The sequence below is a fragment of the Campylobacter concisus genome (genome assembly GCF_003048575.1).
Taxonomy (GTDB): Bacteria; Campylobacterota; Campylobacteria; order Campylobacterales; family Campylobacteraceae; genus Campylobacter_A; species Campylobacter_A concisus_U.
In genome coordinates, this window is the sequence record NZ_PIRZ01000006.1 from 81,795 (window position 1) to 94,285 (window position 12,491).

15 protein-coding genes and 1 pseudogene are annotated in these 12,491 nt (G+C 39.5%); 10 read left to right on the forward strand and 6 right to left on the reverse strand.

Annotation, left to right across the window (positions count from 1 at the left end):
* Position 1: 1 nt before the first annotated feature.
* Positions 2-760 (reverse strand): exodeoxyribonuclease III, encoded by a 759-nt coding sequence (locus CVS84_RS07835; RefSeq protein ID WP_107691811.1) that lies wholly within the window; start codon positions 758-760, stop codon positions 2-4.
* Between the two features lie 53 nt (positions 761-813).
* On the opposite strand from CVS84_RS07835, the gene CVS84_RS07840 reads away from it, so the two are divergent.
* Both CVS84_RS07840 and CVS84_RS07845 read left to right on the forward strand, forming a co-directional pair.
* Positions 814-1,179, forward strand: coding sequence for a diacylglycerol kinase (locus CVS84_RS07840; RefSeq protein ID WP_021090215.1), 366 nt, complete (start codon positions 814-816; stop codon positions 1,177-1,179).
* A gap of 1 nt (position 1,180) precedes the next feature.
* Positions 1,181-1,408: a replication/maintenance protein RepL gene (locus tag CVS84_RS07845; RefSeq protein WP_107691812.1), complete on the forward strand. Its 228-nt coding sequence runs from the start codon at positions 1,181-1,183 to the stop codon at positions 1,406-1,408.
* Positions 1,409-1,435: 27 nt separating this feature from the next.
* Here the strand turns inward: CVS84_RS07845 and CVS84_RS07850 are convergent.
* From CVS84_RS07850 to rpsT, 4 genes and pseudogenes are all read right to left on the reverse strand, one after another.
* Positions 1,436-1,621, reverse strand: a pseudogene (locus CVS84_RS07850) (FAD-binding protein); the annotation flags it as partial.
* Positions 1,622-1,845: 224 nt separating this feature from the next.
* Positions 1,846-2,265, reverse strand: coding sequence for a TOBE domain-containing protein (locus CVS84_RS07855; protein ID WP_107691814.1), 420 nt, complete (start codon positions 2,263-2,265; stop codon positions 1,846-1,848).
* A 344-nt stretch (positions 2,266-2,609) separates the two neighbouring features.
* Complete coding sequence (prfA, locus tag CVS84_RS07860) at positions 2,610-3,677, reverse strand: peptide chain release factor 1 (RefSeq protein ID WP_107691815.1); 1,068 nt, start codon at positions 3,675-3,677, stop codon at positions 2,610-2,612.
* Between the two features lie 13 nt (positions 3,678-3,690).
* Positions 3,691-3,960, reverse strand: a complete 270-nt coding sequence (gene rpsT, locus CVS84_RS07865) for a 30S ribosomal protein S20 (RefSeq protein WP_107691816.1) — start codon at positions 3,958-3,960, stop codon at positions 3,691-3,693.
* 157 nt (positions 3,961-4,117) lie between these two features.
* On the opposite strand from rpsT, the gene glmM reads away from it, so the two are divergent.
* The 6 genes from glmM (at position 4,118) to CVS84_RS07895 (ending at position 8,811) form a co-directional block, all read left to right on the forward strand.
* Positions 4,118-5,458 (forward strand): phosphoglucosamine mutase, encoded by a 1,341-nt coding sequence (gene glmM, locus CVS84_RS07870; RefSeq protein WP_087578184.1) that lies wholly within the window; start codon positions 4,118-4,120, stop codon positions 5,456-5,458.
* Positions 5,451-5,903 (forward strand): signal peptidase II, encoded by a 453-nt coding sequence (gene lspA, locus CVS84_RS07875; RefSeq protein WP_107691817.1) that lies wholly within the window; start codon positions 5,451-5,453, stop codon positions 5,901-5,903. Before glmM ends, lspA begins: the two co-directional genes overlap by 8 nt.
* Positions 5,893-6,255, forward strand: coding sequence for an NINE protein (locus CVS84_RS07880; protein WP_107691818.1), 363 nt, complete (start codon positions 5,893-5,895; stop codon positions 6,253-6,255). The genes lspA and CVS84_RS07880 overlap by 11 nt, the downstream gene beginning before the upstream one ends.
* A 9-nt stretch (positions 6,256-6,264) precedes the next feature.
* Positions 6,265-6,699 (forward strand): CopD family protein, encoded by a 435-nt coding sequence (locus tag CVS84_RS07885; RefSeq protein WP_054195978.1) that lies wholly within the window; start codon positions 6,265-6,267, stop codon positions 6,697-6,699.
* A gap of 9 nt (positions 6,700-6,708) precedes the next feature.
* Entirely contained in the window at positions 6,709-7,254 is a 546-nt protein-coding gene (locus CVS84_RS07890) for a hypothetical protein (protein WP_107691819.1), read from the forward strand.
* A 117-nt stretch (positions 7,255-7,371) separates the two neighbouring features.
* Entirely contained in the window at positions 7,372-8,811 is a 1,440-nt protein-coding gene (locus tag CVS84_RS07895) for an acetyl-CoA carboxylase subunit A (protein ID WP_054195976.1), read from the forward strand.
* Positions 8,812-8,914: 103 nt separating this feature from the next.
* Here CVS84_RS07895 and CVS84_RS09460 read toward each other — a convergent pair whose 3' ends face one another.
* Positions 8,915-9,091 (reverse strand): hypothetical protein, encoded by a 177-nt coding sequence (locus tag CVS84_RS09460; RefSeq protein ID WP_159070077.1) that lies wholly within the window; start codon positions 9,089-9,091, stop codon positions 8,915-8,917.
* A 523-nt stretch (positions 9,092-9,614) separates the two neighbouring features.
* Between CVS84_RS09460 and CVS84_RS07900 the strand changes: the two genes are divergently transcribed.
* Positions 9,615-10,202, forward strand: coding sequence for an SMI1/KNR4 family protein (locus CVS84_RS07900; RefSeq protein ID WP_107691820.1), 588 nt, complete (start codon positions 9,615-9,617; stop codon positions 10,200-10,202).
* A gap of 196 nt (positions 10,203-10,398) precedes the next feature.
* Positions 10,399-11,757, forward strand: coding sequence for an NADP-specific glutamate dehydrogenase (gdhA, locus tag CVS84_RS07905; protein ID WP_107691821.1), 1,359 nt, complete (start codon positions 10,399-10,401; stop codon positions 11,755-11,757).
* The last annotated feature ends 734 nt before the right edge of the window (positions 11,758-12,491 follow it).

Below are 12,491 nucleotides of genomic sequence, written 5' to 3' on the forward strand. Positions count from 1 at the left end.
GCTAAATTTCTATATCTATCCCAACTGGGCAGTGATCGCTGCCTGTGATCTCTGGCAAGATAAATGCATCTTTTAGCCTATCTTTTAATCCTTGTGAAATGAAGAAATAATCAATCCTCCAGCCGACATTTTTTGCCCTTGCGTTAAAGCGGTAACTCCACCACGAATAAGCGTCCGTAATATCGCCATTTATAGATCTAAAGGTATCTATAAAGCCACTTTTTAGCACCTCATCTATCCATGCTCGTTCGATAGGCAAAAAGCCTGAAGTTTTAGAGTTTGCCTTTGGGTTTTTAAGGTCGATCTCGCGGTGAGCGGTATTTACATCGCCACAAAATATCACCTCTTTACCGCTTTTTACAAGTTCTTTGCAGTAAGCTAGAAATTTCTCGTAAAAGTCCATTTTATAGGCTAGGCGCTCGTCATCCTTTTGTCCGTTTGGAAAATAGATATTAAAAAGTACAATATCGCCAAATCTATGCTCCAAAACACGCCCCTCCGTGTCATCAAAGAAGGCTGCCTTTTGTGTAGAAATGTCAAAATTTGCTAGGCTCATCACACCAGAGTATCCGGCCCTCTCGCCTGAGTTTACGCTTATATCTTTAAAGCCAAGGTTATAAATTTCTTTTGGCACATCACTTTCTTTAACTTTAATCTCTTGAAGTGCCAGGAAATCAGGCTTTTGCTCCGTAAGCCATGCAAAACCATCTTTTGTTACAAGTGCTCTAAGGCCATTTACATTCCAGCTAATAAGTTTCAAATTTCATCCTTTTTTTAATTATAATTATGCCAAAAATCGCAAAAAGGAAAATTATGAGAAACCAGCCAGAGTATAAATTTTTTAAAAATTTTGGCTATGCAAGAGAGGGCTTGGCTGAAATTTTTAAAAATGAAAAGAGCTTTCGAATAGAAATTTATATATTTTTGGTAACTACGATCTCGCTATTTTTTTGGAATTTTGACCTTGTTTTTAATCTATTTTTGATCTTTAGCATGGCATTTGTGCTAGTTTGCGAGTGCCTAAACTCTGGCTTAGAGCGAGTAACTGATCTTGCAAGCCCAGACTATCACGCCCTAGCAAAGGCGGCAAAAGATGCAGGAAGTGCAGCTGTGATGATCGCAAATTTCTTATGTGGCGCGCTTTGGTGCGTGGCAATAGGATATAAAATTTGGAGCTAGTATGAATGAAGAAATTTATAAGGCAATAATTGGCGAGAAAAAGGTAGAAATTATAAATTTGCTAGTTAAAAGCTGTGATGAAAATGGCTTTATTATGCTTAAAATTTCAGACATTTGCGAAAAGCTAAATGTAAGCAAACCAACCGTGATAAGCACGTTTAAGTTGCTTGAAGAGAAGAAAATTTTTGAACGAGTAAAAAACGGAGTTTATAGATTTAAAAATTTATAGTGTCAAGCAAACGCCTGCCACCTCTTTCTAGCCGATAGTCTCAGCAGCGATTATGCAAAATGTCAAGCGGTCAGTTATCACAACTGACCCTAGACGGCTGGCTCCGTGAACGCCACCAGTGATCTCGCCAGCTGCATATAAATTTGGTATAGGTATAGCTGTTTGGGAGTTCATGACTTGGGCTTTTGTTTTGATATTTAGGCCGCTTTGCGTGGTAAACTTTTGACGTGCTACGCTCTGCTTAAAATGGCAGATAGACTATAAAAGTAAAAAAATAATATAAATTTTAGCTATAAAATTTTTAAGTAAATAGCTTTAAAAATATTCACTACGACTTCTTTAAATTTATAACTTGGCTGATAATTTTTAGAGTATTTTAGATTTTAGCTTAAGAATGAAATTTTGTTTAGAAGAACGGAGCAAAATTGCTCCGTAAATTATTTAACACCAACTATGATTTGAGTTGCTTTGATAATTGCAGTTACTTTATCTCCTGCTTTTAATGCTAGGCTGCTAACTGACTCTCTTGTGATGATAGCAGAAATTTTACTTCCATTTACATCGATAATAACTTCAGCATTTACAGCTCCGTCTTTTATCTCGCTAACAACACCTTTGATTTGGTTTGTTGCACTAAGCTTGATGCTGTCATCTTTTGAAACGATAACGCTTGAAGCTTTGAATAAAAATATAGCTTTTTTACCAACTTTAAGATCAAGACCTTTTTCACTATCAACCGTAACAGTTGCTTTTAGCACCTCACCGCCTGCAAGCTTAGCAGATATTAGCGAATTTACCGTACCTGTTCTTACCTCTGTGATCTCAACATTTAGTTGATTTCTTGCACTTATTGACATTTTGTCTCCTTCTTTTGAATTAAATTATGGTGAAATTGTAAGGTAAAATTATTAAGCAAAACTTAAAACCATTTATACAAAATTATAATATCAAAAATAAAAATTTTATACTTTTAAATGCCCTAGAAATCGCTATTTGAGAAATAAAATCTAAAAATTTAATTTATATTATTTTTAAAAAAAACGAGAAAAAATATTACTAACTACTACTTCTAAATATCTATTTTTATAAAATTCTTGTAAATTTGGCTTTAAAGTTTGGTAAATTTAAAAGTATTTTAAACTAAACTAATATTTTTAAGTAAAGAAATAAATTATAAAATTTGAAGTAAAAATTTGAAAATTTAAATACCAGCTTCTAGCATAGCTTCTGCTTGATAATGCGTAATAAGTGGCTCGACGATCTCGTCAAATAATCCCGCAGCCATAATCGCATCAAGGCGGTAAAGTGTTAAATTTATACGGTGATCGCTTATGCGGTTTTGCGGATAGTTGTATGTCCTTATCCTACCAGAACGATCTCCGGTGCCAACTTGGCTCTTTCGCTCACTAGTCTCTTTTGCAAGCCTCTCTTGCTCTTGAAGCTCATAAAGTCTAGCCTTTAGCACCTTCATCGCAGCTTCTTTGTTTTTGTGTTGGCTTTTACCATCTTGGTTTGTCACGACAAGGCCTGTTGGTATGTGTGTGATCCTAACTGCACTATCGGTTGTATTTACCGACTGGCCACCGTGGCCTGAGCTTCTCATAACATCGACTCTTATATCGTTTGGATTGATCTCAATCTCGCTATCTTCGACTTCTGGCATGATAGCCACAGTAACAGCCGAAGTGTGCACCCTGCCCTGGCTCTCGGTCTCTGGCACACGCTGAACTCTATGCGTGCCACCTTCAAATTTTAGCCTCGAGTAAGCACCTTTACCTTTTATAAGCACTATGATCTCTTTAAAGCCGCCAGTGTTACCCTCGCTTTGGCTAACGATCTCAAATTTATATCCTCGAAGCTCCGCATATCTAATGTAAGCATTAAAAAGATCTCCAACAAATAGTGCAGCCTCATCGCCACCAGTACCTGCGCGAATTTCTAAAAATATATTTTTATCATCGTTTGGATCTTTTGGAAGAAGTAAAATTTTGATCTCTTCTTCAAGCTTCTCTCTTGAAATTTCTAAATTTTTAAGCTCATCTTTTGCAAGCTCGCCAAGTTCAGTGTCCTCAAGCAGGGCTTTGTTCTCGTCGATGTCGTTTAGAATTTGTAGATATTTTTTTGCAGCAGTTGCGACTGGCTCGATAGATGATTGCTCTTTTGAGAGCTTTGTCATCTTTTCGATATCGTTTGCTATATTTGGATCGCTAAGAAGCGCAGAAATTTCATTATAGCGATCCAAAAATGGATGAAGTTTATCAGCAAACATTAAATTTTATAAGTTAAGCAGCTTTTAGAGTATTTACTAATTGTGCAAGGCGGCTAACACGGCGAGCAGCAGTTTGTTTCTTCAAAAAGCCTCTACTTACGAAGCTATGGATGCTTTTGTTAGCAACTTTTAAAGCTTCATTTGCAGCATTTAGATCTCTAGCTTCTACGGCTACACGCACTGCTTTTGTGATGTTTTTAAGTCTTGTGCGGTAAAATCTATTTCTTTCTGTTCTTTTTATAGTTTGTCTAGCTCTTTTTTCAGCAGATTTATGGTTTGCCATAATATACCTTTTTGAATAATTTTAGTCGGTGATTATATTAAAGATATAATAAATTTAACCTTAATTTAAGTCATCCTTAATGAAAGTAAAATTTTAGATTTTAAATTAGGTAATTTCTGATAAAATAGCACAATTTTATAATAAAAAGGATAAATTTATGAAACTATTTGGAACAGATGGTGTTCGTGGCAAGGCAGGCGAAAAGCTCTCAGCTCAAACATCTATGCGTCTTGCAATGGCAGCTGGAATTTATTTTAGAAAGACTTCAGCGACAAATGTGATTTTGGTTGGAAAAGATACTAGAAAGAGCGGCTATATGATCGAAACTGCCATCGTTGCGGGGCTAACTGCAGTTGGCTACAACGTCCTTCAAATAGGCCCTATGCCAACGCCTGCGATTGCATTTTTAACAGAAAATATGCGCTGTGACGCTGGCATAATGATAAGCGCCTCACACAACCCATACTACGATAACGGCATCAAATTTTTTGATAGCTTTGGCAACAAACTAGATGAAAAAATAGAAGCCGAGATAGAAAAAATTTTTTACGACGACGAGCTCATCGCAAACGCCCAAAAAACGATGACAGAGATCGGCGCAAACAAGAGGATCGATGATGTTATCGGCAGATATATCGTGCAGATCAAAAATTCATTCCCAAAAGAGCTAAATTTAAAGAATTTACGAGTAGTTTTAGACGTGGCAAACGGAGCTGCTTACAAGGTCGCACCAACTGTATTTAGCGAGCTTGGAGCTGATGTTATCGTCATAAACGACGAGCCAAATGGTAGCAACATTAACCAAAATTGTGGCGCGCTTCATCCAGAAGATCTAGCAAGCGAAGTAAAAAGGCTTCGTGCCGACATCGGCTTTGCATTTGACGGCGATGCTGATAGGCTTGTAGTAGTTGACGAAAACGGCGAAGTTGTGCATGGCGATGCGATACTTGGCTCGTTGGCTGCATTTTTGCACGAGCAAAAGGCGCTAAAAGGCGGAGCCATCGTGGCTACGGTAATGAGTAACGCCGCACTTGATGACTATCTAAAAGCTCATAAGATCAAATTACTTCGCTCAAACGTAGGCGATAAATACGTGCTTGAGATGATGAAAGAAAATGGCATAAATTTTGGCGGTGAGCAAAGCGGTCACGTGATATTTAACGACTACGCTAAAACTGGCGACGGCCTTGTTACCTCAATGCAAGTTGTTGCGATGATGCTTAAAAAAGGTAAAAAAGCTAGCGAAATTTTTGGTGAGCTAAAGCCATATCCACAAATTTTGCTAAATTTAAAGATCACAGAGAAAAAGCCGCTTGATAAGATAGAGGGGCTAAAAGAGCTTGAGGCTAGCCTCGCAAAAGAGGGCATAAGATCGCTATTTAGATACTCTGGCACTGAAAATTTGATCAGACTTTTGCTTGAAGGTAAAAATCAAACTTTAGTTGAAAAACGCATGGATGAAGTTGAGAAATTTTTTGTAAAAGCCCTAAATGCGTAAAAGCTTGGTTAAATTTTTCATAGCGTTTTTTATTATTTTTATCGTTGATCAAGCGATAAAAATGATATTTATAGATGGTTTTTCGTGGGAGGGCGAGTTTTTCTCGCTAGTGCTTACATATAATAAGGGCGTTGCATTTTCGATGTTTGCCTTTTTAGATGAGTGGCTGAAATTTATCCAGATCGCCCTCATTTTAGGCGTTTTTGTCTATCTAGTTGTTGAGAAAAAACTGCTTTGCTCGCATGCCATTTGGCTTGGAGCTTTGCTAGGAGCTGGTAGCTCAAATATCACAGATAGATTTATCCATGGCGGCGTCGTGGATTACGTCTTTTGGCACAAGTGGTTTAACTTTGCGGTCTTTAACTTCGCTGACGTGATAATCGATCTTTGCGTCGTGATGATACTTTGGCAAAGTTTTAGAAAAAGGAGAGAGAGTGGGAAATAATATCTACGTCGCATACGCTCTTTGGCTACTTACTGGCTGGCTTGGGGCGCATAGAATTTACCTTGGTAAATTTATCACTGGCTTTTTGATGATGGGACTATTTTTTATCGGTTACTCTTTGCAAATCATTCTCATTGGTTATTTATTCTTGGCTATTTGGGGCATTTGGTGGATCATCGATGCATTTTTAGTTGGCGCTTATGTCGAGAAAAATTTACAAAAAGTCGAGCTAAAAGAGAGACTAAAACTAAAAGATAAAGAAGAGGACTTAAAAAGGCTTTACGAGCTTTTTGAGAATGGTGCGATCAGCAAGGCTGAATTTGAAGCTAGAAAAGAGATACTTTTTAGATAAGGAGACGTTATGGCAGAATATTATCTTTACTTAAAATACCTCCACTATTTGTTTTTCATCTCGTGGATGGCAGTGCTGTTTTATCAGCCAAGGCTCTACGTTTATCACGTAGAAAACATGGATAAGCCAGACTTTGTAAAAGTGGTCGAAGTGATGGAGTATAAGATGTATCACTACATCGGTTGGGTCGCACTCATTGGCTCATTTTTCACTGGCATTTTGATACTTATCGCGATGCCTGATCTTATAAAAACTGGTCACATCCATGTTAAAATTTTGGTTGTCATCTTAATGGCTATCTATCACCTAGACCTTGGACGCTACATGAAGCAGCTCAAAGAAAAACGCTGTAACAAAAGTGGCATCTTCTTTAGAGCTTACAACGAAGTGCCAACTATCGCGATGCTTATCATTATCTGGGTCATGATAGTAAATCCATTTTAAGGGAATTTGATGAAGAAATTTTTAGCATTTATCGCTTTGCCAGCACTCTTGCTTGCAGCGACTCAATACTTTGAGCCGATGCAGATAAAATTTGACAATAGACTATATTCACTAGCATATTCAGCCAAGCCTGTGCCAAATTTATTCACACAGGAGTATTTGCTCCCTGGCGAGAAACTAGATAGTTTTAGTTATATGCTCTCGCTAAATACGCTTAAATTTGACGCTACGCCAGAGCAAGCAGTTGAGCAAAAAATAAATGATCTAAAAGAGCTAAAAGCAAAAGGGCTAAAAGTGGCTTATAAAAAGGGTCCGCTGGCAAATGAAATTTATCTTGATATCACGATATTTTCAAACCTAAATGGTGTGCCAACAGCTGAGCACTCGATATATCGCTACACCAAACAAGGCGGAAATTTAGTCCTTTTTACTATCCAAAGGCGTGCTTATAAAAAAGAGGGCATTCAAAGATTTGCTACAAATTTCACGATCGAGTCGCAAGATTTTAGCAAAAAAGCCCTAGCCACACCTTTTCCACAAATCATCAATAGATAGAAAAATTTTGAGTGTAAATTTAGCCTTTGCACTCAAATTTTAAAACCAGACTTAATAAATTTATCTAAAAATAAAACGAATAGTTATATGATAAGCAAAACTCAAAAAGGATAGCCTATGATACATAAAATTCTTATCGCAAATCGTGGTGAGATCGCAGTTAGGATAGTCAGAGCTTGTAGGGATTTACACATCCAAAGCGTAGGAATTTACACAGCACCAGACAGCGAATGCTTGCATGTAAGGATCGCTGATGAGGCCTATCAAGTGGGCGAAGATCCGATCAAAGGCTATCTTGATGCCAAAGCTATCGTAAAGCTTGCTAAAGAGTGCGGAGCTGACGCGATACACCCAGGATACGGCTTTTTAAGCGAAAACTACGAATTTGCAAAGGCGGTCGAGGACGCTGGGCTTATCTTTATCGGTCCAAAGGCTGAAGTGATAAGAAAAATGGGTGATAAAAATATCGCAAGATACCTAATGAAGAGAAACGGCATACCAATCGTTCCAGGTACAGAAAAGCTAAATGACGAGAGCATGGACGCCATAAAAGAGCACGCTAGACGTATCGGCTATCCAGTCATTTTAAAAGCAAGCGGTGGTGGTGGTGGACGTGGCATCAGAGAAGTTTGGCAAGAAGAAGATATGCAAGACGCCTTTGAGTCGTGTACTAGAGAGGCAAAGACCTACTTTAATAACGATGAAGTTTTTATGGAGAAGCTTGTCGTAAATCCTCGCCACATCGAGTTTCAAATTTTAGGCGATAACTACGGCAACATCATCCACCTTTGCGAGCGCGACTGCTCTATCCAAAGGCGCCACCAAAAGATCATCGAGATCGCACCATGCCCATCTATCAGCGAAAATTTAAGAAAGATCATGGGTGTAACCGCAGTGGCCGCTGCAAAGGCTGTGGGCTACTCAAATGTAGGAACGATCGAGTTTTTGCTAGATGACTACAATAACTTTTACTTCATGGAGATGAACACCCGTATCCAAGTGGAGCACGGCATCACTGAAGAGATCACAGGCCACGACCTAGTCGTTAGACAGATAAGGATCGCAGCTGGTGAAATTTTAGAGATCGAGCAAAGCGACATCAAACCACGAGGCTACGCGATAGAGGCAAGGATCACGGCTGAAAATGTCTGGGAGAATTTCATCCCAGCACCAGGCACGATCGAGGGCTACTACCCAGCCCTTGGCCCATCTGTGCGTGTCGATAGCCACGTCTATAAAGACTACACCATACCGCCATTTTATGACTCTTTGATCGCAAAGCTGATCGTAAAGGCGACTGATTACGACCTAGCGGTAAATAAGCTTGAAAGAGCGCTTGAAGAATTTACTATCGAGGGCGTGCGAACGATCATCCCATTTTTGCTAACGATCAGCAAAAGCAAGGAGTTTAGAAGAGGATTTTTCGATACTAGCTACGTTGAGAAAAACTTAAAAACTATCCTTGAAAATACCTACGACGACATGAATAAAGAGCCAAACGACGATCTAGAAGAAGTCATCGTAGAGGCGATAAAAAGATATAAAAAGAAGAGATAATTTTATCTCTCGCTACAGCTTTGGCGATAAATTTCGCCAAAGCTAAATCCTCGCGCAAACTGCGTACGTCTTAGCTCCGTCATTTGCCATGGTATAAAACCTGCTAGCGTCTACTAGCATGATCTACACCAAGCCTAAAATTCTCAAACTCTATCTCTTTTAAAAGCAAGCCATTTCTAGTGCTTATCAAAACTGGCTTATTTTTGTGGTTTGCGAGCAAAATTTGATCGCCAACTAAGAGAAAATGCTCCGTGCCACTTGTTTTAAATTTAAATATCACCTCGCCACTTTTGCCTCAACGGCATAGAGATGTCCGTTATTGCCAGCGGTGCCAAAGTAAAGCACACCCTCTCACGTAGGCAAACTAGCGTTTAGAGATATGCGCCAAGCTTTAGCCACCAGATAGTTTTACCTATTCTTGTACCATGTCTTTAGGCGGCATACCCTCATTTAATTTTTTTATCTTTTGCTCCACTTTTGAATGCTGCGCCGCTCAAAATTTCTTTACACTCCACTATAAGTGGCGAGCTCATGCACATGCGAAAGCCCTCAATCTCGTATGTTTTAGCGTCGTTATAAATCTCTTTTATGGGCTACGCGGCTTTACCAAGCCAATTTACCTCATCATTAATCCTTTATAACATCTCGCATTTAGTGATTGCTAGTTTTCTTAGTTATCTCTGCCAGCTTCTTAAATTTATGAAGATTGTGGTCTAAATTTGGCGACAAATGGGTCAAATTTAAAAGCTCCCTGAAATAAATTTGATAAAATTTGCCAAAATTTAGCAAATTAAAGGACTGATATGTTTTTAAAGCTAGATGAAATCGCTCAAAAGTTAGATCAAATTTTCTTGCCACTAGAGCAAGAGGGTATGACTGGCATGAGACTCTTGCTTCAAAATGATGTTAAAGCCACCGCACAAGCACTTAAAAACGCACAAGAAACTCTTGGCATAAATTTTCCAGCTAAATTTACAAAGCTTTTAAGCAAATTTGACCTTGGAAATTTTGAAATTTGCAATGTCAAATTCGGCTCTAGAGGTGACTATGCAAGCGAGATAGTACGGCTAAATAGCATAGATGAGTACGGCGGCAAATGGTGGCAAGGTGAAGCTCGCCCTTTAAATTTGATAGTCTTTGCCATGGGTGATCCGTGGATATTTTTGCTTGATTGCACAAGTGGCGCGGTCTATGCATGGCTCTTTGGAGATGAGGAGCTTTGCGGTAGATGCATCGCAAGCGACTTTGAGAAATTGTTCATAGCACTTGCTAGCATCGATATAGCAAGGCTAAATGAAGAAACTCTGCCATCAACCGAGCAAATCCTAAAATTTGTCCAAGCAGACGATAAAGTCCTTCTTTTCTGGCAAGAGATGGCATATGAAATTTAGCAAAATTAGGCTTCTTAGCCTAAAATCTCTTTTATAAATTTATCCCAGCGATCGAAACAAAAACCACTTTTTATAAATTTAGTTTCGATGTGTAACGCTCATTGCCTAAAATAAAAATATAAAAATAAATTTAAATAAAAATTTTTTCTAGGAGAGTTAATATTCAACTACGAAAATTTGACGAATAGGAGCCAAAATGAGCGAGTACATCGAAAAAACGATGGAGTGGATAAAAAAGACCAATCCGGGTCAAGGCGTCTTTGTCCAGGCTGCGACCGAGGTGCTAAACAGCCTCGAGCCGCTTATAAAAAGAGAAAGCAAGTACCAAAAACACGCGATCCTAGAGCGCATCGTGATACCCGAGCGCACGGTGATCTTTCGCGTCACGTACACGGGCGACGACGGTAGACCGCAGGTAAATAACGGCTACCGCGTACAGTTTAACTCAGCCGTGGGTCCCTATAAAGGCGGCATCAGACTGCATCCTAGCGTGGATCTTGGCGTGCTAAAATTTCTAGGATTTGAGCAAATTTTTAAAAACTCGCTCACGGGCGTAAATATCGGCGGCGCAAAAGGCGGCAGCACCTTTGATCCAAAAGGCAAGAGCGAGGGCGAGATAATGCGCTTTTGCCAAGCGTTTATGAGTGAGCTATACCGCCACATCGGCAACACCGTAGACGTACCGGCAGGCGATATCGGCGTGGGCGCGCGCGAGATCGGCTATATGTTTGGGCAGTATAAAAAACTCACGGGCAGATTTGACGGCATCCTAACTGGCAAAGGCCTAAACTGGGGCGGCAGCCTAGCGCGCACGGAGGCAACCGGATACGGACTGGTCTATTTTACGCAAAATATGCTAAAAAAAGCAGGACTGGGACTAGAGGGCAAAAAATGCAGCATAAGCGGTAGCGGAAACGTCGCCATATACACGGTAGAAAAGCTCTATCAAGTAGGCGCGCTGCCTATCACGGTTTCTGATTCAAACGGATACGTTTACGACGCAGAGGGCATCGATCTAGCCGTACTTAAAGAGCTAAAAGAAGTAAAACGCGCGCGCCTTAGCGAATACGTCAAATTTAGACCGAACGCAAAATACGTAAGCGTGAGCGAGTACAAAGAGGGCAGAAACGGCGTGTGGGACGTGCCGTGCGATGGAGCGTTTCCGTGCGCGACGCAAAACGAGCTTCACCTAGTCGACATCAAGACGCTCTACGCTAACGGCTGTCGCTTCGTGGCTGAGGGCGCAAATATGCCAAGCACGCTTGATGCGATAAATTTTATGCTAGCGCAAAAGGATTTTTACTTCGCTCCAGCAAAAGCAGCAAACGCTGGCGGTGTGGGAACAAGTGGTCTTGAGATGATGCAAAATGCTGGCATGACTTCGTGGAGTTTCGAGGAGGTCGATCGCAGACTTCATGGCATTATGAATCACATCTTTGAACTAAGCTACGAAACTAGTAAAGAGTTTGGCGATGAGGGCAACCTAGTGCTTGGCTCAAATATCGCGGGCTTTAGAAAAGTGGCCGATGCGATGATAGAGCAAGGGTATGTGTAGGGCTGATTTTGCTCTTATCTCTGTAAATTTACGTCCAAGTTAAATTTGGACGTAAATCAATATGAAATAAGTTTGGACTTTTAGCTAAAAGAGAGTTTGCTTTTTATATAGCAAATTTTACTGACAAACTATCAAATTTACGCTAGTTTGAAGTATTTTATGCAGCGTTCGTTTTGATAAATTCGTGGCGGTGTGATAGATGTGGATTTGAAGCTCGCCTAAATTTAAAATATTTACACTAAGTTGGCGAGCAGATTACTATTTTTAGAGCATTTAATAGAAATTTTGTCAAAAAAGCTGGCGTGGTAGCAAATGGTGGAGTGGCGAAATTTGTGAAACAAATTTGAAAGTTTTTGTCATGGATGCTTTTGCTTGATTGCACGAGTGGTATGTTTATGTGTGGCTGTTTAAAGATGAAGAAATTTGTAGCAAGCGCGTTGCGAGCGAGAAATTTTTATAGTGTTAGCTGGCATCGATATAGCAAGGCAAAATGAAGAAGTCCTTACAGAGAATGAGCAAACACTAAATTTTATCCAAGCAGATTATAGTGCATTTGATTTTTGCCAAGAAATGGCTTATAAAATTTAGTAAATTTATGCTCATCCAGCCTAAATTCTCTTTTATAAATTTAAACTATAAACAAGCGAATTTTTTAGCAAATTTATACAGCTACTAGGCGAAATTTAACTTAAAATGTTAAGCGCAAGTACCATAAACTTAAAAATTCACAAGAA